This window comes from Chryseobacterium aurantiacum, assembly GCF_003020585.1.
GTDB lineage: Bacteria > Bacteroidota > Bacteroidia > Flavobacteriales > Weeksellaceae > Chryseobacterium > Chryseobacterium aurantiacum.
In genome coordinates this window covers 37851-62546 of sequence record NZ_PXUE01000005.1, presented here as the reverse complement: position 1 = coordinate 62546, position 24696 = coordinate 37851, and the positions used below count along the sequence as shown (strand labels likewise).

General features: G+C 35.5%; 18 protein-coding genes. 12 read left to right on the top strand and 6 right to left on the bottom strand.

Annotated features, from left to right (window positions below):
- The first annotated feature begins 130 nt into the window (after positions 1–130).
- Positions 131–613: a hypothetical protein gene (locus tag C7D53_RS16385; protein WP_228422395.1), complete on the top strand. Its 483-nt coding sequence runs from the start codon at positions 131–133 to the stop codon at positions 611–613.
- Positions 614–657: 44 nt separating this feature from the next.
- Here C7D53_RS16385 and C7D53_RS16380 read toward each other — a convergent pair whose 3' ends face one another.
- Positions 658–1578 carry a bifunctional riboflavin kinase/FAD synthetase gene (locus C7D53_RS16380; protein WP_106917497.1) on the bottom strand — a complete coding sequence of 307 codons (921 nt, stop codon included), beginning with the start codon at positions 1576–1578 and terminating at the stop codon, positions 658–660.
- A gap of 288 nt (positions 1579–1866) precedes the next feature.
- On the opposite strand from C7D53_RS16380, the gene atpD reads away from it, so the two are divergent.
- From atpD to C7D53_RS16365, 3 genes are all read left to right on the top strand, one after another.
- Entirely contained in the window at positions 1867–3375 is a 1509-nt protein-coding gene (gene atpD, locus C7D53_RS16375) for a F0F1 ATP synthase subunit beta (protein ID WP_106917496.1), read from the top strand.
- Between the two features lie 89 nt (positions 3376–3464).
- Positions 3465–3746 carry a FoF1 ATP synthase subunit delta/epsilon gene (locus C7D53_RS16370; RefSeq protein WP_076351811.1) on the top strand — a complete coding sequence of 94 codons (282 nt, stop codon included), beginning with the start codon at positions 3465–3467 and terminating at the stop codon, positions 3744–3746.
- A gap of 80 nt (positions 3747–3826) precedes the next feature.
- Positions 3827–4645, top strand: coding sequence for a hypothetical protein (locus C7D53_RS16365; protein ID WP_106917495.1), 819 nt, complete (start codon positions 3827–3829; stop codon positions 4643–4645).
- Positions 4646–4852: 207 nt separating this feature from the next.
- Here C7D53_RS16365 and C7D53_RS16360 read toward each other — a convergent pair whose 3' ends face one another.
- From C7D53_RS16360 to C7D53_RS16340, 5 genes are all read right to left on the bottom strand, one after another.
- Positions 4853–7042 carry a B12-binding domain-containing radical SAM protein gene (locus C7D53_RS16360; RefSeq protein ID WP_106917494.1) on the bottom strand — a complete coding sequence of 730 codons (2190 nt, stop codon included), beginning with the start codon at positions 7040–7042 and terminating at the stop codon, positions 4853–4855.
- 104 nt (positions 7043–7146) lie between these two features.
- Positions 7147–7896, bottom strand: coding sequence for a polymer-forming cytoskeletal protein (locus tag C7D53_RS16355; protein WP_162926206.1), 750 nt, complete (start codon positions 7894–7896; stop codon positions 7147–7149).
- Positions 7897–8247: 351 nt separating this feature from the next.
- Positions 8248–9126: a DMT family transporter gene (locus tag C7D53_RS16350; protein WP_106917492.1), complete on the bottom strand. Its 879-nt coding sequence runs from the start codon at positions 9124–9126 to the stop codon at positions 8248–8250.
- A 79-nt stretch (positions 9127–9205) separates the two neighbouring features.
- On the bottom strand, positions 9206–10477 hold the full coding sequence (locus tag C7D53_RS16345) for an aminotransferase class I/II-fold pyridoxal phosphate-dependent enzyme (RefSeq protein WP_174567009.1): 1272 nt from the start codon (positions 10475–10477) through the stop codon (positions 9206–9208).
- An 82-nt stretch (positions 10478–10559) separates the two neighbouring features.
- Complete coding sequence (locus C7D53_RS16340) at positions 10560–11597, bottom strand: PLP-dependent cysteine synthase family protein (RefSeq protein ID WP_106917491.1); 1038 nt, start codon at positions 11595–11597, stop codon at positions 10560–10562.
- A 221-nt stretch (positions 11598–11818) separates the two neighbouring features.
- Between C7D53_RS16340 and C7D53_RS16335 the strand changes: the two genes are divergently transcribed.
- From C7D53_RS16335 to C7D53_RS16300, 8 genes are all read left to right on the top strand, one after another.
- A complete protein-coding gene (locus C7D53_RS16335) occupies positions 11819–15304 on the top strand; it encodes a glycosyltransferase family 117 protein (protein WP_106917490.1) in 3486 nt (1161 codons plus the stop codon).
- Positions 15305–15393: 89 nt separating this feature from the next.
- Positions 15394–16881, top strand: coding sequence for a hypothetical protein (locus tag C7D53_RS16330; protein ID WP_106917489.1), 1488 nt, complete (start codon positions 15394–15396; stop codon positions 16879–16881).
- A 55-nt stretch (positions 16882–16936) separates the two neighbouring features.
- Positions 16937–17461 (top strand): DUF1697 domain-containing protein, encoded by a 525-nt coding sequence (locus C7D53_RS16325; RefSeq protein WP_106917488.1) that lies wholly within the window; start codon positions 16937–16939, stop codon positions 17459–17461.
- Between the two features lie 144 nt (positions 17462–17605).
- The gene (kdsA, locus tag C7D53_RS16320) at positions 17606–18415 is read left to right on the top strand and encodes a 3-deoxy-8-phosphooctulonate synthase (RefSeq protein ID WP_076351837.1); all 810 of its coding nucleotides are present in this window, start codon (positions 17606–17608) and stop codon (positions 18413–18415) included.
- Between the two features lie 43 nt (positions 18416–18458).
- On the top strand, positions 18459–20696 hold the full coding sequence (locus C7D53_RS16315; protein WP_106917487.1) for a TonB-dependent receptor plug domain-containing protein: 2238 nt from the start codon (positions 18459–18461) through the stop codon (positions 20694–20696).
- Between the two features lie 142 nt (positions 20697–20838).
- Positions 20839–21219, top strand: a complete 381-nt coding sequence (locus C7D53_RS16310) for an HYC_CC_PP family protein (protein ID WP_228422393.1) — start codon at positions 20839–20841, stop codon at positions 21217–21219.
- A gap of 118 nt (positions 21220–21337) precedes the next feature.
- Positions 21338–21811, top strand: coding sequence for a DUF3347 domain-containing protein (locus C7D53_RS16305; RefSeq protein WP_106917486.1), 474 nt, complete (start codon positions 21338–21340; stop codon positions 21809–21811).
- Between the two features lie 105 nt (positions 21812–21916).
- Positions 21917–24676 carry a multicopper oxidase domain-containing protein gene (locus C7D53_RS16300; RefSeq protein WP_106917676.1) on the top strand — a complete coding sequence of 920 codons (2760 nt, stop codon included), beginning with the start codon at positions 21917–21919 and terminating at the stop codon, positions 24674–24676.
- Positions 24677–24696: the final 20 nt, after the last annotated feature.

Below are 24696 nucleotides of genomic sequence, written 5' to 3'. Positions count from 1 at the left end.
TATTTTACTCCAAATAGAAATCAATATTAAAATTATTCATCATAAAATAATAACCTAATCATCTGGGTATGGATTTTGTTATCCATTATGAGTGAAATAAGTCAATTAATATTAACATAATAAAGAACACATGAAAAATCACCTTTTATTATTCATGGCAGCGGGTACATTAATGTTATCAAGCTGTAATAAGGCAGACCAGAAAACGACGGCTGCTTCTACTTCGGTGGCAGATAGCAGTTCTTCTGACAACCTTAAAATAGAATTCTCCGGAACAGAAAGCTTTACAATTAAGAATCCAAAGCTTAAGGTAAGTTTGTATGGAGCCGATGAAAGACTGGCAGATGCTCCGGCCACTCTCATTACTGAAAAAGAGTACGAGCAAAAATCTGTGCCATTTACCATAGATTTGCCAGTACCCAAAGATGCTGATACTAAAATCACACCTAAACCTATGGGGCCTGTTAAATATTATGTTACTGTGAGTTGGGATTCTGACGGTAACGGAAAAGCAGATCAGAAAGGAGATATATTCATTGATTATGACAAGCAATTTCCTAACGTGAAACTGAACAATGAAACACAGAAAATCTACTTAAAAGTTTTAAAATAAACACAAAAAGGGCTACTCATTAATGAATAGCCCTTTTTTATATCTTAAAAATTAAACTCCTTTGTGAGTCTTTTATCTTCGTCCAGCCTTTCAATAAGCTTTTCCAATCCTTCAAACTTAATTTCATCATGAAGAAAATCTCTGAATCTTACAGTAATTTTTTCATCATAGATATCGCTTTCAAAATCAAGGATATATACTTCAACAGTTAGTTTTTCTCCGTTTACTGTAGGATTGGTTCCAATGCTCAGCATTCCTTTATATTGTTGTCCTTTTACTTCAACTTCAACAATGTAGGCGCCTTTTTTAGGTAAAAGCTTGATAGATTCTGTATCAATATTAGCCGTTGGATAACCAATTGTTCTTCCTATTTTCTTGCCATGAACAACCGTTCCTGAAACAGGGAAAGAATATCCCAACATTTCATTTGCCTCTTTAATATTTCCTGTTAAAAGCGCATTACGAACCTTGGTAGAGCTGATGTTATTTTCATGAATATTAATGGCTTCCATTTGTTCAACCTCAAAGTCAAGTTCTTTAGAAAGTTTTTGAAGAAGTTCAAAATTTCCACTTTTATTTTTTCCGAAAGAGTGGTCGTAGCCTATAATAAGGTATTTTACATTAAGCTTGTCAATTAAAATTTGGCGAACAAACTCTTCTCCTGTTAAATTTCTGAATTCTTCATCAAATTCTTTCAGAAATAAATTATCGATGCTATACTTTTCAATCAGTTCTTTCTTTTCCTCTATGGTATTCAGAAGTTTTAGATCCTCATTGGGATTAAAAACAAATCTTGGATGAGGCCAAAAAGTAAGAATGGCAGTTTCCAGATTGTTTTCTGTACCTACCTTAATTAACTCATCTATAATACTTTTATGCCCAAGATGTACTCCGTCAAACATACCTAAAGACAATGCTAGAGGCTTCTGAGAGGAATAATCTTTAAAATTCTTGAAAACTTTCAAAACGGAAAAATTTTGACTGCAAATATAAAGCCTTTATTTTGAATGTGAGGGAGGGAATCCGAAAATTTGAAAATGAAATATATTAAAATGAAGGGGCTATTATATAATAAAGTAGATAAGCTAATTTCGTAATATATAAATTAGCTTCCTAATATAGGGAAAAACATTGAATTTTACATATTAAAATAAGAACTTCATAATATCTGTAAAAGCATGATAAAAATCTTTTTTTTACCAATTGTGAGTTTATGAAGAATCACTATATTTGCACCAAGAAAAAATTTAGCAATGGCAAACCAAATTAAAGGTAAAATTTCTCAAATTATTGGTCCGGTAATCGACGTTGTCTTTAATGATGTGGAAGCAATTCCAGCAATCTATGACGCGTTAGAAATTACAAAAGAAAACGGTGAAAAAGTAGTTTTAGAGGTAGAACAACATATTGGCGAAGATACAGTAAGATGTATTGCAATGGACGCTACTGATGGTCTTAAGAGAGGTCAAGATGTAATTGGATACGGAAATCCTATTACTATGCCAATCGGAGAGGCTGTAAACGGAAGACTATTCAACGTTGTTGGTGATGCTATCGACGGACTTCAAGATATTTCTAAGGAAGGTGGTCTTCCAATTCACAGACCAGCTCCAAAATTTGATCAACTTTCAACTTCTGCAGAAGTTTTATTTACAGGTATTAAAGTAATCGACTTAGTTGAGCCTTACGCAAAAGGGGGTAAAATTGGTTTGTTCGGTGGTGCTGGTGTAGGTAAAACAGTATTGATCCAGGAGTTAATTAACAATATTGCAAAAGGACACGGAGGTCTTTCAGTATTCGCCGGAGTAGGTGAAAGAACGAGAGAAGGAAATGACCTTTTGAGAGAGATGTTGGAATCAGGTATTATCAAGTATGGTGATGATTTCATGCACTCTATGGAAAATGGAGGTTGGGATCTTTCTAAAGTAGACCTAGAGGCTATGAAAGATTCAAAAGCAGCATTCGTTTTCGGACAGATGAACGAGCCGCCTGGTGCAAGAGCGAGAGTAGCACTTTCTGGTCTTACATTAGCGGAGTACTATAGAGATGGTGGTGAAAGCGGACAAGGTAGAGATGTACTTTTCTTCGTAGACAACATCTTCCGTTTTACTCAGGCTGGTTCTGAGGTATCTGCACTTCTTGGTCGTATGCCATCAGCGGTAGGTTACCAACCAACTCTTGCTTCTGAGATGGGTGCGATGCAGGAAAGAATTACTTCAACTAAAAATGGTTCAATTACTTCAGTACAAGCGGTATACGTACCTGCGGATGACTTAACTGACCCGGCTCCTGCAACTACGTTTGCTCACTTAGATGCAACTACAGTACTTGACAGAAAGATTGCTTCATTAGGTATTTACCCAGCGGTAGATCCATTGGCTTCTACTTCAAGAATCCTTGCTCCGGAAATTATCGGTCAAGAACACTATGACTGTGCTCAGAGAGTAAAAGAAATTCTTCAAAGATACAAAGCTCTTCAAGATATCATCGCAATCCTTGGTATGGAAGAACTTTCTGAAGAAGATAAATCTGTTGTTTACCGTGCAAGAAAAGTTCAGAGATTCTTATCTCAGCCTTTCCACGTAGCAGAACAGTTTACAGGTATTCCAGGATCATTGGTAGATATCAAAGATACTATCAAAGGATTTACAATGATTATGGATGGTGAATTAGATCACTTACCAGAAGCTGCTTTCAACTTGAAAGGAACTATCGAGGAAGCTATCGAAGCAGGACAAAAAATGTTAGCTGAAAACGCTTAATAAATTAGACATAAAGATATCAGATACTAGACATGAGACTTTAAGGTTGTCTGAAATCTGAAATCTGAAATCTTCAAATCTAAATTAAAATGAATATAAAAATTTTAACACCAGAATACGTAGTTTTTGAAGGAGAGGTAAACTCAGTATTATTGCCTGGAAAAAATGGTGAATTCCACATCATGAAAAACCACGCAGGAATCGTTTCTTCTTTAATCGGTGGTAAAGTAAAGTTATTTGCTAATTCTGTAGATGAAGCTTATGCTAAAAACTTAACCAAAGAAAACGATAAAGACTCTGTTTTTTCTTATTCTATTAAAAGCGGTGTTGTAGAATTTAATCATAATAAAGGAATCATCCTTTGTGAATAATTAAATGAAAAGCTAAATATATTTTCAAAAAAGTGTAACTTTGGTTACACTTTTTTTATTTCATGTAAAAATTTGATTCTATGAAGAGAAGTACAATCATATTCTTTACAATACTGGGCCTTTTTCTTAATGCCCAGAATATTAAGACCAAAAGAGGAATTATCAATTTAGATGGGATTCCGGTTGCCAAAATTTCCAATAAATCCAATGAATATACTTTTATGGATTTGAAGGAAACACCACTGTATACCATAAAGTTTATTGATAAAAGTATTGTAGACTCAGTGAGAGACAGCTATATACAGATTAATAGAGTATATAACAGAGATAAAACCATAGAGCTGGATTATATTTCACCTTCTGCATTTTCCGGAGAAGAAAAGTCCGCAGTATATACCTGTGTGAAAGGTCTTAAAATCATTGATAATAAAGGAATCAATGTGAAAACCCTTGATGAACTATTTTCAAATGTACCAAAAAGAAAGCTGGATAATAAAACGAAAGATGCCTATACAACCAGAAAAAAAATAGATAAACTTAATCTTGAGGTAAACAAAGTGGGTGAGATCTTAAGCAATGGTGTTCCTGTAGGATATTTTACCAATTTACCGGTAAGCTTTGGATCAGATGATAAGATAGTAGATAAAACCTTTATCGATATTGAGATCTATGATGCTAAAAGTAAATATATTGGAAAATATATTACAACAACGAAGCAACTGAAAACAGCCGGAGGTAAATCTTTTGTGGTATACAAAGAAATGTCAGGAAGAGCATCTATTCTGAAATATCCAACTTATAAAGCTATTGCTGAACGTATGGCGATGATGGACCCCAATTTTATTAAAATACAGGAAAAAGTAACAGTGGGGCCTGTTTCAAAAGATACACCTAATTAATTGATGGAATATTTAATAAGAATAGAATAATTTAGCCCAAACTTAAAAATAAAAAAACCTTGAAAGACTATTTCAAGGTTTTTCTTTTATATTGTTATTTTAAATCCTTAGTTAGATTTCTTCAGAAAGACAAAAAGGGTAGCTATTTCCTGTTTTTAAGAAAAATCACCCGAATTTTTAAAATCTCTGAAAAAAATCCGAATCTTTTTATAAACTCAAAATCACCCCATTTTCCTTTAATTGCTGCATTGGCTTTGAGAACCAAAATAGTTCAAAATCCTCGAAATTTTCTTCAAATTGATTCTTAAGTTGCTGAACTGTAGGTTTTTTTAGATTTTCTATAGAATTCTCTTCTAAGACATTCATTAGCCATGTTGCTTTATCTTCTTCCAATTCTACCTTTATAATATTGGTTTTTAAGTGGAATGTAAGAAGCGTATATGTACCAGAGTATTTCTTTTTATTTTTTATGCGATTCTCAGCGATTACATTTTTGGTCAAAAAGACAACTTTTGAATTTCCTTTAAATTTAAAATCTTCCTCTTCCAATAAACTGTCGTGTATATAATCGGGATGGATGGTTGTTCTCGGAATTTTAAAATCAAACCATTCCTGAAGCGGAAGCTCGAAATTAATTCCGTGCATATAATTGAATAAAGACTTTTTTAAACCTGAACTAAATTTACCATGATTGATTCCGGTTTTGTCTGTAAAATCAATATCATTATTAGCAAATAAAATTTCCTGCTTGATTGGAGTAACTCCAAATTCTTCAGGGTTCAATCCGACAGGTGAATGAGCGGTCATTGCAAACTGATGCCAAAAACCACTCTGCAAAATTCCCATTTCAAATAGCTGGCGAATCATTTCCATAGAATCAATTGTTTCCTGAACGGTCTGCGTTGGGTAGCCATACATCAAGTAAGCATGAATCATAATTCCGGCTTCGGTAAAATTTCTTGTTACCTTTGCCACTTGTTCTACAGAAATTCCCTTATCAATTAATTTTAAGAGACGATCACTTGCGACTTCTAATCCTCCGGAAACTGCAACGCAACCTGAAAGCTTTAATAAAAAACATAAATCTTTAGTGAAGCTTTTCTCAAAACGAATATTAGTCCACCAGGTAACCACAAGATTTCTTCGAAGAATCTCCAGTGCTACTTCGCGCATCAAAGCGGGTGGTGCTGCCTCATCTACGAAATGGAATCCGGTTTCACCAGTTGTCTGGATCAGTTCTTCCATTCTGTCTACGAGAATTTTGGCTGAAATAGGTTCGTATATTTTAATGTAATCTAAGGAAATATCACAGAAAGTACATTTTCCCCAGTAGCATCCATGAGCCATCGTCAGTTTATTCCATCTTCCGTCGCTCCATAAGCTATGCATAGGATTGGCGATTTCAATTACAGAAATGTATTGATCTAATTTTAGGTCAGTATAATCCGGTGTTCCGATATCTGCCTGTTTATAATCGTGTCTCTTAGAATTGTTCTTGTAAACAACTTCTTGATTTTCAATTAAAAATGTTCTTTTGTATTCTGCTGTTTCCGGTTGTACTTCCAGGTTTTGACAGAGAAGTTCAATAGGTAATTCGCCATCATCAAGGGTAATGAAATCAAAAAACTCAAATACTCTTTGATCTTTGATTTCCCTTAATTCTGTATTGGGAAATCCACCACCCATTGCTATTTTAATGTGTGGGAAATTTTGTTTTACAAACTGGGCACATCGGAAAGCAGAGTATAAATTTCCAGGAAAAGGAATTGAAAAACAAATTAATTTTGGTTGAACAGCCTCTATTTTTTCATGAAGAATTTTTAATGTAAATTCATCAATAAAGGTCTGCTGATCAGTTAATTTTGAATATAATTCATCAAAGGAATTTGCACTTTTTCCAAGACGTTCTGCATATCTGCTGAATCCAAAATCTGAATCTATATTTTCAACAATATAATCGGATATATCTTCTAAATAAAGAGTTACCAAATGTTTTGCTTTATCCTGCAAACCCATATTTCCGAAAGCAAATTCCATGTCATCCAATTGGTTAAAACGGGAAGCTTCCGGCAGAAAATTCATACTGCAGATCTGTCTTGCCAGAGTAGGACTTTTACCTTGCAAAAAGGGGATAACCTGATCTATGGTTTTTAAATATTCCTCTCTTAGTGCATAAATTCTCTGCGAATTTTCAGATGTATCCTGAAGATTAATTTCTTTGTTGAATACCTTTTGAAGCCCGTCTTTTGAAAATAACTCTAAAATAACATCTATTCCTAAATCAATTTGATAACTGGAAATATTTTTAGTATTTAAAAATCCTTTAATATAAGCAGTTGCAGGGTAAGGAGTGTTAAGTTGGGTAAAAGGCGGGGTAATAAGAAGCAGGTCTTTCAACAGAAATTTTTTGCAAAGTTATTCTAAAGTTTTTTCAGAAAAAAATTTTTTGCATTGATTATAAGCTGAAAGAAAACAGGTTCCCGGAGGATACGGATTCTTTATTACTTAAACAGGGTTTCTACAGGGTGAATATTAATAAGATTCAAGAAAGCATCTTCGTCAAAATAGCCATCTTCATCTATCATTTCAGGATTTAGCTGCTTAATATCATCTGCTACTTCCAGACTTGGATTTTCAATAAACCGACCTGATTTTCCTTCTATTTCGTTATGAAAGCTAATCAAATATTTTGAATGAATATTTCCTTTGGCAACGGTATAATGTCCATTCTCGGCAATGAGCACTGAAGAAATATTTCTTTCAATATGGGTTTCGTTGTCATTGGAAGAAGCTCCAAACAAAACATTACAGGTAACATTTCCTGAGCAGTAAAGTGATCCGTTGACAATGATATTTTTAGCTTTTATATTTCCAGTTATAATAAGGACAATATATTCTTCAATAAAAAGGTTTCCGGATAGATTAATATCATGTTCAATAAGAACAATTTTATATCCTTCTCCATTTTGTGTGGTTACATCCAGAGAGGTGGTTATGCTTTTGCTTTCTGCGAGGACAATGTTTGGGTAATCTTCTTCGTCATTTACTTCTGTGGAAGCTTCTTTTATTTTTTCTACTGTTTCTTCATCCAGCATTTGAAGGAATTCTGAAAGATCTTCATCACTTAAAGAATGTTCATCAAACAGGGTATTTTCCAAGGCGGTACAAACAGTGGCATTAAAGTTTTCAGACCTGTTTTTGAGCTTGTTATATAATTGATCTTTTGTGAGTTGTTGCAGTTCATTCATCATTTGTGTACTATATGGCACCTATAAATCTCTATAGAAAAAGGTGGATTATTATTAAAAATAGATAGATGCAATATAAGCAGATAAATCGTGCTATTTCAGAAAGTTAAATTTATTTTCAAATATTTTTTAGAGTATTGGAATTGATTTTTTCTGTGTATTATCAGTATTGATAATCCCGGTATATCCATCCATAATAATAAAATCTTATAATGTTGGAATAACTAAGACAGCGTACTATTTTATAGTGATATCTTGTTTATAATAAACAGTAATAATTGATCTTTTTATTGTAAAATAATAAAGCCGGAACTCTTTGGTCCGGCTTTTATATATAGTTAGAAAATAACATTTTTAAATATGACTTACTTTTCTTCGGTCAGAAACCACATTCAGAATAACTCCCAGCAGAATAAGCGTAATACCGATCAATAAATTAGTTGTGAAGTTTTCATGAAATATCAATACGCTTACCATGACTGCAACTACCGGCTCCAAAGCTCCTAAAATGGCAACGGGTGTAGAACCTATATTTTTAATGGCATATACCAGGCAAAGACTGGAGATAACCGTAGTAAGAAAAGCAAAAATAAGGAAGTTGAGAAAGATCGCCGTTGAAGGAATAGCGAAAGACTGATTGCCTATTACAGCTTTTGTCATAAAGAACATGGAAGTAAAAAGCATGGAGTAAAAAGTGAGCTTAAACCCGGATACCTTAAGATTAGACTTATTGACGATCACCATGTACAGTGCATAAAAAAGAGCGCTCAGCATCACAATTCCCAAGCCAGCAAAATTAATCTCCAGTCCATTTCCTTTAAGACACAAAACAATTACCCCTGCAAAGGCAAGAAGTAAAGAGACTATAGATAACCGGTTCAGTTTTTCCTTATAAAAGAAAAACATGATCAAGGCAACAATAACCGGATAGACAAATAAAACAGTAGAGGCAATCCCTGCAGTAAGAAAATCATACCCTATAAATAAAAATTCTGAAGAAAGAGCATAGCATATTCCCAGGATGGCTAATATTAAAGCCTCTTTTTTATTGACCTTAAAATTTTGTCTGGAATAGATCAGATATCCACCCACCATTAACGCTGAAAAGAAAAACCTGTAAAACAGGGTAATGTCCATTGAAAAATGAGCCTGCTTAATAGGCAGAATAAAAATGGGAATCAATCCATAAGAAACGGCAGACAAAACGCCCAACATATAACCCCTGAGTTTCATTTGTTTTTATAGCTTTTATAGTTTTTAAAATAAAAAACCACTGAATCAATCAGTGGTTTTTTTTTATTTTGTTTAAAGATTAAATTGGTTTAAAGCTTAATCCTTGTTCTTGTAGTAATTTTTGTTCCTGATCTTTATAGTAACCACTTACTAATTTATCATGAATTCCTTCAAATGCGGCCAGAGTTTCGTTAATCTCTGCATCCGTATGGGAAGCGGTAGGAATTAACCTTAAAAGAATCATTCCCTTAGGAATTACAGGATATACCACCACGGAGGTGAAAATACCATAGTTTTCTCTTAAATCTTTTACCAGTAGAGTAGCTTCCACAGGAGTTCCCTGCATCATAACCGGAGTTACACAAGTATTGGTGTCCCCAATGTTGAATCCTCTCTCTTTTAATCCGCTTTGTAGTTTTTCAACATTTTCCCAAAGCTTAGCCTTGATCTCAGGTCTTGATCTCAATAGCTCCAATCTTTTCAAACCTCCAATTACCATTGGCATTGTAAGAGATTTTGCAAATATTTGTGATCTTAGGTTAAACTTAAGATATCTGATGATTTCTTTGTCACCCGCAAGGAATGCCCCAAAACCAGCCATTGATTTAGCAAACGTAGAGAAGTATACATCAATCTGATCATTACAATCCTGCTCTTCACCAACTCCTGCACCTGTTTTACCTAATGTTCCGAAACCGTGAGCATCATCTACCAACAATCTAAACTGATATTTTGATTTCAGCTCGCAGATCTCCTTGATTTTTCCCTGTTGACCTCTCATTCCGAAAACGCCTTCAGTAATTACCAAAATACCTCCTCCGGTTTCTTCGGCAACCTTTGTTGCTCTTTGAAGATTCTTTTCAAGGCTTTCCATATCGTTGTGCTTGTAGGTAAATCTCTTACCGGAATGAAGTCTTACCCCATCCACGATGCAGGCATGAGAATCCATATCATATACAATAACATCATTTCTGCTTACCAAGGCATCAATGGTAGAAACCATTCCCTGATAACCGAAATTCAATAAATATGCTGATTCTTTTTTTACAAAGTCTGCCAATTCTCTTTCCAACTGAAGGTGCTGATCTGTTTCTCCAGACATAGCCCTTGCTCCCATAGGATAGAACATTCCATATTCTGCAGCCGCTTTTGCATCCGCTTCTATTACTTCAGGATGATTACACAATCCTAAATAATCATTGGCACTCCAGAAAATTACTTCTCTACCCTGAAATTGCATTCTAGGGCCGATAGGTCCTTCTAATCTTGGGAAAATAAAATAACCTTCTCCATAATCTGCAAATTGTCCAAGAGGTCCTGGATTTTCTTTTATTCTTTCAAAAATATCCAACATTGTATCGTAATTTTTAAGTAAAAAAGCCTTTTTTGTAGAACACGCAAAAGGCTTTATTATATCGTGATTTTATTTGTTACTATTTAATAAACTCTGTCTTGAAGACTTCGTCATAGTTGTGAACACAGTTGTTGACAAACCCTTGTTCGGCCATCCACTTATCACTGTATACCTTAGTGATGTATCTTGAACCATGATCCGGGTATATTAAAACAACTACGTCATTTTCTGTTAATTCATGAGACTGTGCATACTGCATCAATCCCTGTGTTACGGCTCCTGTAGTATAACCTCCCATAATGGCTTCTTTCAAAGCTATTTCTCGGGTTCTGTAGGCCGCCATTTCATCATTTACCCTTACAAACTCGTCTACCTTATCAAAAAGTAGAGCAGAAGGGATAAGGTTTTTCCCCATTCCTTCAATCTGATAAGGATGTACATCTTCCTTGTGAATCTCACCTGTCTCGTGATAGCTCTTTAATATAGATCCATCTGCATCCACCCCAATAATTTTAATATCTGGGTTTTTCTCCTTCAAAAACTTTGCTGAACCAGATAAGGTACCTCCTGTTCCGGTGCAGGCAAAAAGGTGAGTGATCTTACCTTCTGTCTGCTCCCAGATTTCAGGACCTGTAGTCTGATAATGGGCATCAATATTCAGTTCATTAAAGTACTGATTGATGTAAATAGAATTGGGAGTTTCCAAAGCGATTCTTTTCGCTACTTCATAATAAGATCTTGGGTCATCCGCCGGCACATTGGCAGGACATATATAAACAGTAGCTCCTAATGCTTTTAGATAAGCAATTTTCTCAGGTTTTGTTTTGTCGCTTACTGCGAGAATACATTTATATCCTTTAATGATACATACCATTGCAATAGAAAACCCTGTGTTTCCGGAAGTAGTTTCTACAACTACGGAATCTTCTTTCAATAAGCCTTTCTCCTCTGCGTTCTCTATAATATGAAGTGCGATTCGGTCTTTGGTGGAATGTCCAGGATTATATGATTCTAACTTGGCATAAACGGTTGCTGGAATATCTTTTGTAACAGTATTTAGCTTCACCATCGGAGTATGTCCTATTAGGCCAAGAATATTATCGTAAACATTACTCATTATTTGTTATTTTCAATAAAAATCTGACTGCAAAAATACAAAAAAATAAATAATTACTAAACTTTTGTTTGATTTCTCAGACGCTGTTTCTTAAAATTTATTTTCCTGTTTACAGTTTTAACAGGACTTTAATCACAAATACCAAGCCAATTTTTTAAAATTTGTTAAAAACAATATAAAATAATATAAAAGCCCTATTTTCGCATAATTGATTTAATACTATGAAAAATTGGACTTTTAGGCAATGGAACACCGTTTTAGGATGGGTGATTTTCGTCATTGCGTTTTTCACGTACTTGTCCACAATAGAACCCAATTTCAGTTTTTGGGATTGTGGAGAGTACATTTCTTCTGCAGTAAAACTTGAAGTAACGCACGCTCCCGGAGCTGCTTTATTCCAGATAGTGGGTGCCGTGGCAGCCATTTTTGCATTAGGGAAAGGCGAAAATTATTCCATCGTAATTAATGCGATGTCTGCATTGTTCAGTGCGCTTACTATTTTATTTTTGTTTTGGACGATCACTCATTTTGTGAGAAGGCTCCTTAACAAGGATTTTGAAGAAATTACAAAACATCAGGAAATCTCTATTTTATTTGCCGGAGCTATTGGGGCACTTTGCTTCACGTTCTCAGATACATTCTGGTTCTCTGCGGTAGAAGGAGAGGTTTACTCAATGGCTTCTATGTTTATCGCGCTTTTGGTCTGGTTGATCACAAAGTGGGAAAATGAGTATAAGGCGGCAGACAGTGAAAGATGGATTATCCTTATTTTCTTTGTTTTAGGACTTTCTGTTGGGGTACACATGATGGGTATGCTGGCCATTCCTGCAGTATGTCTTGTATATTATGCAAGAAATTATAAGTTTACCTGGAAGAATTTCATCTGGGCCAACCTTATTACATTGGGGATTTTGATTGTTGTTTTCAAAATTATTTTCCCTTTGATCATGACTATGTTCGGAAGATTGGAAATTTTCTTTGTAAACGGTCTTGGCCTTCCTTTCCATTCAGGAACAATTGTAGCCTTTATTCTAATGGTAGCAATTTGTTATTTCCTGATTAAATATGCAAGAAAGGCAAAAAAGAACATGTATCAAACCGCTGCTTTATCTGTGGTTTTTATGATGATCGGGTTCTCTTGTTGGATGGTTATTCCAATCAGAGCCAATGCTAATCCACCAATGAACCTTAATGATCCGGATACGGCAATTGGGATGTTGGATTATTATAACAGAGAGCAATATGGTGACTGGCCAACAATATATGGACAGAACTATACGGCTTTCCTTGATGCGAATGGAATTGAAAAGAATGAAGACGGAAGCTTTAAAACAAAAAAAACCGGAGAAATCTACGAAAAAGATGAGAAAACCGGAACCTATAGAAAAACCGGAGACCGCTTCAACTATGTTTTCAGCAAGTCTCAGGTAAGCTTAATGCCAAGAATGTTTAATGAGGATAAAGATGTAATGGCGAACTATATTTCAATGTATGGTGCTCCTGATTTTACATTCAACTATGCTAATGAAGACGTAGCAGACAACCCTCAGGCTAAGCAGATTTTTGATGAACTGAGAGGTAAGTACGAAGATAAATCAATTACCGCATCAGATTATTTAAAGGTAAAACCTTATAACCTGATCAATGTTCAGAAGCCTTCATTGCTTCAGAATATGGATTATTTTATTTCTTTCCAAAACGGATATTACTTTGTAAGATACCTAATGTGGAACTATGTCGGAAGACAGAATGACCTTGAAGGAAATATGGAAAGTACAAAAGGAAACTGGATTTCGGGTATTCCTTTTATCGATAATGTAAACGTAGGAAATCAGGATAAAATGCCTGCTAAATTCAAGAATGAGAGTACGGTTAAGTTCTTCTTCCTACCCCTAATTTTAGGTTTAATTGGATTCTTTTTCCAATTGAACAGAGATTTTGGTAGATTCTATGCATTATTATCTCTATTTATTTTGACAAGTGTCGGGATTATTTTCTATACAGGAGTAAAACCATTTGAACCAAGAGAAAGAGATTACGCAATGGTGGGTTCATTCTATGCTTTTGCTATTTGGATCGGAATGGGAGCCGGAGCAATCCTTTGGTTCCTTCAATCTAAGATAAAATCAAACGGTGCTAATATTGCACTGGGAGTGGTTTTACTGGGTGTTCCTTTTATGATGGGCTTCCAGAACTATAATGTTCACGACAGAAGTAACAGATATACTGCTTATGATTATGCTTATTCAGTATTAAAATCATTACCAAAGAATGACATCTTATTCGTGTATGGTGATAATGATACTTACCCGGTTTGGGCTATTCAGGAAACGGAAAGATTCAGAGATGATGTAAAAGTGGTTAACTTTACTCTTGCATCCACTCCTTGGAACCTGGATCAGGTGAAGAGAAGAACGTACAACGCGATGGGAATCCCAAGCCAATTGACACACGAAGATTATAGAGACGGAGTAAACGATCAGATCTATATGATGAAGAAAGATGACTGGGAGGGAGTTTTCTCTATGTTGAAAGAGCAAGGAGTTCCGGATACAGAATTCCAGGCATTCAGAAAGTATCTTACACAGGATTCTTTGACATTGAAAGAAGCTATTAACTTTATCAAGTTTAAGTCTCCTGAAAAAGACCAGTTATTGAAAATGTACTTCGGAGAAGAAAAGTATGAGAAGTATAATATTCTTCCGGTAAACAAGTTCATTCTTCCTGTAAATAAAGCAAACGCTCTTAAGGCAGGTATCATCAATCAGGCTGATCTTCCTAACGTAGTAGATAAGATTATGATTACCTATAAAGGAAATACACTTTATAAAAACAACCTGATCTTATTAGACCTATTGGCGAACTTTGATTGGAAGCGTCCTATTAACTTCTCTTCGGGAGGTATTTACGATAGCGAAAACATTTTCTACCTTAATGATTATCTTCAGTTTGATGGATTCAGCTACAGATTGATTCCAATCCAAACGCCACCATCAGTAGACGGGGACATGGGAAGAGTAGATGCGAACTCTCTTTATAATGTGGTGAAAAACTTCAGATGGGGTAACTTCAAAAATCTGAAGACTCATTTTGATGAAACGGCTACTTCCAATATCATCAGCTACAGAATGTCAGCAAGCAGAGCTGCATCGGCACTTGCACTAAACGGACAAAAAGCGAAAGCTTTAGAAATATTGGATCTTGCAGCAAAAGAAATTCCTGCAGAGAAATACAACGATCCACGTTCTTTAAGTTCAATTGTATCCGGATATATTATTGCAGGACAAGAGCAAAAAGGACTACAGCTGGCAGAAGTTCTTAAAAAAGGAATCTTTGAAGAGTATGATTACTACTTAAGCCTTTCAAAGTCTGACCAAAGTTACCTGAGAAGACAGATGAGAACAAAACCGATGGAGTATTCATTAGTAGTGGCAGCGGTTACAGATGCTTATACTAAGATTGGACAAAAAGAAAAAGGATATGCTTATCTGGTAAAATCCATTGAGCCAATTGATAAGAAATTCAATGCCTTTGTAAAGGAACTTCAGCAGATGGGCAAAGAAAAAGCCATAAAAGAATCTGAAGAAGTTCAGAAGATCACACCATTCTATCAATACTTATTTGATGTCATGGAGCCTTATGATTCTACTTATTCAAAAGAAAAAGAAGATCAGATCACATCAGCGATTATCAAGGCAACACAATAAAATACTTTTAAAACGGAACTTCGGTTCCGTTTTTTTGTTATTGGGAATCCTGAATTTTAAGATTATATTTGTGGAACTAAAAATGCATAATGGCAGAAACACAAAATAGCAGGTTCCCAATCTATGCCGTAATCGCTACGGTTATTTTTAAACTTCTTTTTTTATTGACGCATTACATTCAGGAAGATGCTTTCATCACCTGGAGGGTGGCCCAGAACCTACTGGATTATGGAGTAATTGGCTTCAACGGAGATACTAAAATCTCTGCTTCTACCACTCATTTGTATGTTTTTGTATCTTATATTTTCAATCTGGTTTTCGGTAAAGAAAACTTTATTGAACCCCTTTTGATTTTCAACTCCATACTTTTTACGATAGGAACGCTGTTTCTTTCTCATCTGGTTCTTAAAAACCCTTGGCATAAAGCTTTATTTATATTTTTGATTGGTATTTTACCACCTGCCATTAAGATTTCAATCCTTGGGATGGAATACGGAATACTGTTTTTTCTGGAGATGGCCCTGTTATACTACGGATTCAATAAAGGGAAAAAATGGGTTCTGACTCTCCTCCCGATTTTGATTATGTTTACAAGGATTGATACCGTTATATTCCTGGGAATTATATTTTTTGTAGACCTGTTTTGGAACAAAAAAATCAGATGGAGCTATGTATTTGGAGGAATTCTGGGGATTTTGTCAACGGTTGCTTTTAATTGGTTCTACTTTGGAGAGCTGGTTAACAACACCATTACAGCAAAAAAATTATTGTACGAACAGCATTTTACATTAGGGCAGCATATTAACTATTTCATGGTAAGCTTTGGTAATTTCTGGGGAATGCTGAAGGTTCCGGGAAATTTTAATCCGATAACCATCATTGTCCTTATTTTCGAATTGCTTTGCTTCATTTACCTGATCAGACAGAGAGAAAAAAGAAACTATTTCTTATGGATAATCTTTATTTTCGGATGGGCAAAGCAGATGATTTTTATCTCTCAAAAAAGCTTATTCGATTGGTATTATTGGGTTCCTCAGATTCTGCTTTTTGTTCCGGTTCTTATCTTTGTATTAGAGCAAAAGGAAAGAAGAAACCTATGGCTGTCATTGCTTATTATTTTCTATATTCTTCCAATGCTGGCTTTCCAGACCATTCACTCCATTGCAACAGGAAATGGAGAATGGAACTACCGCAGAACTATTGGCGTGTTTCTAAACCAATATGAAAAAGATAAAAACCAATGGATCTTGCTGGAGCCTGCAGGTTATGTACCTTACTTTTCAGGATTAAAGACCATTGATGAGGTGGGGCTTGTAGACAAGCAGATTCAGGAAGAAATCAAAAAAGACAAAACGAATTACTGGATCAATACAGTAAAAACAAGAAAACCCAAATACCTTCTTTCTTATCATAACTTGTATGAAGGAAAGGATGCCGAATATTATCAAATTCATTATAGAGTTTTGAAAGAATTCAGGGTGAAAGATCACCTGAAAAGCGATCATAAGATTTTAGAAAAAATCTACAATCTAAAACCTTCAGGAACAGACTACAATCTATACATAAGGGTTGATTAAAAGAAAGAAGCTATAAACACCTGCAATCCATTATCTATAACCTAACACCTAATCTATGAAATATTGTGCTTTTCTTCGCGGCGTTAATGTAAAAGGAACCAATATGAAAATGGCAGATGTCTGTCAGGTCTTTAAAGATGCCGGAATGAAAGAGGTGAGTTCTATACTGGCCTCCGGAAATATTGTTTTTTCTTCAGATAAAAATGTTGATGATTTAAAGAAAATTCTGGAAAAAGCAATGTCAGAGTACTTTTCCTATGAAGCTTTTCTGTTTGTGAAATCACAACAAGAAACAGAGGCATTCTGGAACAGCATTCCTTTTGAAAAGAACGAAAATCTACATATCTATGCCTTTGTAGGAATACCCGGAGTGGAAAATACCCTGATGGAAGAGTTTCAGAAAGCTAGTCATGCAGAAGATGAAAAGGCAGAAATTGTCAATGATATATTTTACTGGCAGGTTTCAAAAGGAAATACTCTGGATTCTACCTTTGGAAAGGTGTTGGGTAAGAAAAGTCTTAAAGATCAGTTGACCAGCAGAAATACCAATACTTTTGAGAAAATTTTAAAAAAGTTTTAGAATTGCGGATGTACTTCCTTCCTTTCTGATTGCTGTTTTTTGCACCGTATTAATCCATGAAATTTTTAATTACTCTAAAATCCCAAATAATTTCCAAGTCTGAAACTTTCTCAGTATTTTTACTGAACTTTTAATTACAACAAAATGATTCAGTATTTAGATAATATTCAGCACAAAGATTCAAAGAACTTTTTCCTTATTGCAGGTCCTTGTATTATTGAAGGAGAAGATATGGCTTTAAGAATTGCTGAAAAAGTGATTAACATTACAGACAAGTACAATATTCCATATATTTTTAAGGGAAGTTTCAAAAAGGCAAACCGAAGCCGTGTAGATTCTTTTACATCCATTGGAGAAGAAAAATCTCTTGAAATCCTTAAAAAAGTAGGAGAGACATTCAACATTCCTACTACAACAGATATTCATGAAAATGAGCATGCCGCATTGGCAGCACAATATGTGGATGTACTTCAGATTCCTGCTTTTCTTGTACGCCAGACCGATTTATTGGTGGCTGCAGCAAAAACAGGGAAATGTGTTACTTTGAAAAAAGGACAGTTCCTTTCACCGGAATCCATGAAATTTGCCGTTCAGAAAGTTACAGATTCTGATAATCAGAAAGTAGCGATCATTGAAAGAGGGAATTCTTTCGGATATACAGACCTGATTGTTGATTACAGAGGAATTCCTACGATGAGAGAATATGCGCCTGTAATTCTGGATGTTACCCATTCTTTACAACAGCCTAACCAAAGCTCAGGAGTAACAGGTGGAAGACCTGATCTTATTGAAACCGTTGCCAAGGCAGGAATTGCTGTAGGAGCAGACGGAATTTTCATTGAGACTCATCCAACCCCGGAAACAGCTTTGTCTGATGGTGCAAACATGTTAAGATTAGATTTATTAGAAGATTTGTTACAAAAATTAACAAGAATTAGAGAATCGATTTTGTAATTGTTAAAAAAACATTAATTTTAGAAATTCTAAAATATTTCTTTTGAAAAAACTAGTTTTACCGCTAAGCCTTATGGTCCCTATGCTGATTTTCTCCCAACAAAGAAAAAAAGATACGGCGACCACTAAAGTAACCGATATAGAGGAAGTCGTATTCCAGAAAAAAACAACTGGAAGAACAAACGACCTTACCAACGTAAGAATTTCTGCAAAAGAAGCCAAGGCAGTAGCCTCCATCAGTGGCGGAATAGAGGGACTACTTAAAACACTCCCTTCTGTAAACTCCAATACTGAGCTATCTTCCCAGTATATGGTACGTGGTGGAAACTATGACGAAAACCTTATCTACATCAACGATATTGAGATCTACAGACCTTTCCTGATCAGAAACTCTCAGCAAGAAGGGATGAGTATCATCAATCCGGATATGGTTTCAACCGTGAATTTCTCAGCAGGAGGATTTGAACCCAAATATGGGGATAAAATGTCTTCTGCTTTAAATATCTATTACCGTGAACCTGAAAAATTTGAACTTTCAGGAGAAGCAAGTTTAATAGGAGGTAGATTAACAACCGGTTTGGCATCCAAAAATAAAAAGTTTACCGCTTTATTTTCCGGAAGATACAGAAATACCAATCTTGTTCTTAATACTCTAAAAGAAGATACAGACTTTAACCCTACGTATTGGGACTTCCAGTCATATCTTAATTATCATGTTAATGATAAACTTTCCATGTCATTCATAGGGTATTACTCCAAGAATGATTATGAAATGATTCCTAGGGCAAAAAGTGTAACCTTTGGAAGTCTTCAGCAGCCTATTCAGGTAAACATCGGCTATGCTGGTAAGGAAAATGACCAGTATAAAAATATGATGGGTACATTCTCCCTGAACTATAAACCCTCCGATAAATGGAGATTAACATTGGATAGTTTTGCCTATCAAAACAGAGAGAAAGAGTACTATACCATCCGATCAGAATATGATCTGCAAACATTTGACCCCATCACAAAGGAGCCTGTTGCTACCTATGATGTGGGAGGACAGACAGAGCATGCCAGAAATGATTTATTTGTAAGAACCTACGGAACCCAGTTCAGAGCAAAGTTTTCTCCAAATATAAATACCGATATTGAAGTTGGATTTAAGTATGAAAAGGAGAACCTGAAAGACCTTACCAACGAATGGAAGCTGGTAGATTCTGCAGGATATAGCCTTCCAAGACCGGAGGTTATTGATCCAAGAACAGGAACTACAGGAGATCTTCGAATGTTTTATCATATTGCCGGAAAAAATGATATAGAGCCTACAAGACTATCTGCCTATGCTCAATATTCTCAGAAATTTTACTGGGGGGCAAGCAAGGTATTTATCAATGCCGGAGCAAGAGTTTCCAACTGGAGCTTCAATAAGGAAACATTATTCTCTCCAAGGTTCCAGTTTGCCATAAAACCAGACTGGGAATCTGATATGCTATTCAAACTTTCCGGAGGAATTTACTATCAGGCACCATTTTATAAGGAAATCAAAGACTTGGACGGAAATTTCAACTCCAATATCAAGTCACAAAGATCGATGCAGTTGATTCTTGCCAATGACTATGAATTTTATATGTATGACAGACCGTTTAAATTAACAACGGAGCTTTATTACAAGAAAATGGATAATCTGATCCCGTATTATATGGATAATGTAAGGATCCGTTACTCAGGACAGAATAACTCAAAAGGATATGCATACGGAATTGATACAAGATTATTCGGAGAATTTGTTCCGGGAGTAGATTCTTGGCTATCTGCAAGTTATGCAAGAGTGTATGAAAATATTGATGGAAGAGGAAATATTCCAAGACCTACCGATCAAAGGTTGAGGGTTGCCATGTTCTATCAGGACTATATGCCACAGTTCCCATCCATGAGGGTAAATCTTACCTTAGTGTATGCAATGGGACTACCAACAGGTTCTCCTGTAATGTTTAACAGTAATGGGCAGCCTGATTTTACATCAGCTTATAACTATCAGCAAACATTACCGGCTTATAAAAGGGTAGATATCGGATTGACAAAAGTTTTCATTGATCCGAAAGATAAAAATAAGAGATATGGCTTCTGGGGAAATTTCCAGGAATTATCATTAGGAGTTCAGGTTTTCAATGCATTTAATATCAATAATACTGTTGCCAACCAATGGATCACGGATTATAATACCAATTATATGTATCCTGTTCCGGTACGTCTTACAGGACGTTTCTTTAATGTAAAATTAGAATTTAAACTATAATGCCGTTGCTCGGTAAGAGATAACAAAAAATACAAAAGCTCCTGAGAATATTCAGGAGCTTTTTTGTTTACCTTAATTTTATAACAACAATACAAAATTTTATAACAATGGTTTACGGGATATTTTTAACTTTGTCACAACAATGAAAAAGATTCTTGCCATATTGTTTTCTATTTTCTACTTCGGATTTTCTTCCGGAGCAGCTTTTAGCGTTCATTATTGTATGCAGGAATTTGTTTCTGTAAGCCAGAAAACAGACGATATCTGTGGAAAATGTGGGGTAAAGGAAAAAAAAGGATGTTGTAAAACAGAAATTAAAATTGTAAAAGTTGATGATTCTCAAAAATCAGATTTGATGAATGTTGACTTTTTAGGACATATCTCTGAAATCCCGGCCACTCATCAGTTTTTCTTTGCAGACAAGTCTTTTTCAGCATCAAAATTTACTCAAATTCAGATCAATGGGCCTCCGGAATACAAACCGGTACCTATCTATCTCCATCATTGTAATTTTAGAATTTAGAATGGGTTTGTCGTTTTCGGTATTCCAATAATATCGATCAAGGCGACACGTTCAGACGCATGTACTTATGTGTCATCCATTATTCTTTATTAAAAAATTAATTCTAAAATTTAAAACAATGAAAAAGTATATCATTACAGCAGCCCTATCTTTATTTTCAATCGTTTCACTTTCAGCACAATCAAAAAAAGACGCCCAGGTTTCAAAACTGTATCAGAACTATATTGCAATAAAATCTGCATTAGCTTCAGATGATGCAGACAAAACTTCAAAGGCTGCAACAGAATTCATTAAAACAGCGTCTACCATTGATTATAAGTTAGTATCAGAAGGAAACCTTAATATCCTTAGAAAAGATGCTTCCGCTATTTCTGATGCAAGAACTGTTGCTGCCCAGAGAGAAACATTCTTCAACCTTTCCGATAATATGATTGCTCTGACAAAAGAGTTCAAGCTTTCCGAAAAACCGGTGTATGTACAATATTGCCCAATGGCTGATGCAAGCTGGTTAAGTGACGAAAAACAGATCGCAAACCCATACTATGGGAAGTCTATGCTTACTTGTGGAAGTGTAAAGTCAGAAATTAAATAATGTGTTGTATTGATCTTTAAAACAATAAGTTGCATGATTTAATTTATGTTTAAATTTAAGTCATGCAACTTCTAAAAAGTTCGGAATATTATGAAAAAGCTAATAATGTTTCTGGTGCTTTTGTTTTCTGTTTTTACTTTCGCACAAACAACAAAAACCTATTATACCTGTCCTATGCATCCAGAAGTAGTTTCCTCAAAACCAGGAGACTGCCCAAAGTGCAAAATGACCTTGGTAAAGAAAACAGTTGTAATACAGCCCAAAGTGGTTGCAAAGCCGGTAGTAAAACCTGTACAGAAAGTAGAGACCAAAACAAAACCAGTAGAAAGTAAGGTCAATAAGACCAAGGTTGATAAAAAAGTTGATGCTAAAAAGGTAAAGAAAGCTCAGGTAGTCAAACCTGATTTGAAACCTAAAAGTCAGACTTCTCCTCAACAATCTAAACCTCAATCTCAAATCACCTACACCTGTCCTATGCATCCTGAAGTAACTTCAGATCAACCGGGAAGATGTCCTAAATGCGGAATGGACCTAGTTGAAAAAGAACAGCATCAACATGCTGTAGTTGAAGATCAAAAAGAAGAAAGACTAGTTCTAAAAAGAAATTCTGAAAATGGTAGACTTACTTTTGGAGGAAAAACAGTTCGTTATGATCTGTATGTAAAAGATACTATTGTCAATTTCACAGGTAAAAACAGAAGAGCACTTGCCATCAACGGAAAATTGCAGGCTCCTACGATGTATTTTACAGAGGGAGATACAGCAGAGATTTATCTGCATAATATGCTTAAGGAAAATACAGGACTTCACTGGCATGGTGTTATCTTGCCCAACGAACAGGATGGTGTGCCTTATCTTACGACAAAGCCTGTAAAACCAGGAGAAACGCATTTGTATAAGTTCAGGGTTTCTCAAAACGGAACTTATTGGTACCACTCGCACGAAGCCCTTCAGGAACAAATAGGAATGAACGGAATTTTGGTCTTTAAAAAAAGAGAGGGAGAGCCCAAGACAGAATATAATGCAGAAATCCCTGTGCTATTAGGAGACTGGAGTGATGATGATCCCATGCAAATTGCCAGAAGACTTCACATGGCAAATACAGATTGGTATGCAGTAAAGAAAAATGCCGTTCAAAGTTATTGGGAAGCGATAAAGTCCGGAAACTTCGGAACAAAAGCACTGAATGAATGGAAAAGAATGGAAGCAATGGACGTAAGTGACGTGTATTATGATAAATTTTTAATCAACGGTGCGCCAAGTTCTGATTATTCCAATCTAAAAGCGGGAGACAAGGTAAGATTAAGAGTAGCCAACGGTGGATCATCCACTTATTTCTGGCTAAACTATGGAGGCGGAAAAATAAAGGTAGTTGGAAATGACGGAAATGATGTGGTTCCTGTAGAAGTAGACCGCCTGATTGTAGGTGTTTCTGAAACATATGACATTGAAGTTACTATTCCTGAAAGTAAAAGCTTTGAGTTCAGAGCTACCTCAGAAGACAGAATAGGACATGCCTCACTTTGGCTAGGATCGGGTGATAAAGTAGAAGCTCCCAACCTGCCTAGATTAATGCTATTTGAAGGAATGAAAATGATGAACGGAATGATGGAAATGAGCGGAAACATGAAACCAATGAACATGACAATGGGAAACCAGATGATGGACATGAATGAAGTGATGTATCCTGAACTTCCCGAAAGTCAAAGAAAAGCAACAATGAAGCATATGAATGAAATGATGGGCGTAAAAACAAAAGAAGAGAAAAAAGAGGAAGACCATTCCCAACATTCAGGAATGAATATGAAAGAAGAAAAATCCATCAAAAGATTATCCTACAATATTTTAAAGTCTCCGGAAAAAACAATTCTTCCAACAGACAGTATTCGTGAAATGAAATTTACGCTGGAGGGAAATATGAACCACTATCTATGGACACTGGACAATAAAACGGTTACAGAAACAGATAAGATTTTGGTTAAAAAAGGAGAAATTCTTAGGATTAAAATGTACAATAACTCCATGATGCGCCACCCAATGCATTTACATGGTCACGATTTCAGGCTGATTAACTCAAAAGGTGAATATTCTCCTTTGAAAAATGTAGTAGACATTATGCCTATGGAAACCACTACCATTGAATTTGCTGCCAATCAGGATGGAGACTGGTTCTTCCACTGCCATATCCTTTATCATATGATGGCCGGAATGGGAAGAATATTCAGCTATGAAAATTCAAAACCAAATCCGCAGCTTCCTAACAGAAAACTGGCCTGGAAAAACTTCTTACAGGATAACAAGATGGTAAGCTCTATGGCTATGCTGGATGTTGCAAGCAATAAAATACATGCAGAAACCATGACAATGTTTGGACCAAGATGGGCAAACCTAAATGAATTTCATTCTAACTGGAACTTTGATCATTTTGAGGGAAGTGCAAAAGTGGGAAGATTTTTAGGAAAATTCCAATGGGCACTTCCTTATGCGGGGGTAAGGGTTCAGAAGAACCATGAAATTATGGAAAGACAGATGGCAGAAGATATGGGAATGGATTTTCATGGTAAGAAAACGTGGTTCGGACAGCAGAAGGCTTCTAAAAGCAGATATGCGTTTATGGTCGGGATGCAGTACGTATTACCAATGCTGATAACAGCTGATGCAAGTGTAGACCAAAATGGGAAAGTATTGCTGGAACTGAGCAGGGAAGATATTCCAATTTCCAGAAGATTAAGAGGGAATTTTGCTGTCAATTCTGATGGTGAATTTTCTACAGGACTGAGATACATTGTTCAGAAATGGCTATCTCTTTCCGGAAACTATGATAACGAAATGGGATTTGGAGCGGGAGTTACCTTAACCTATTAATATAAAGTAAAAGACTGTCT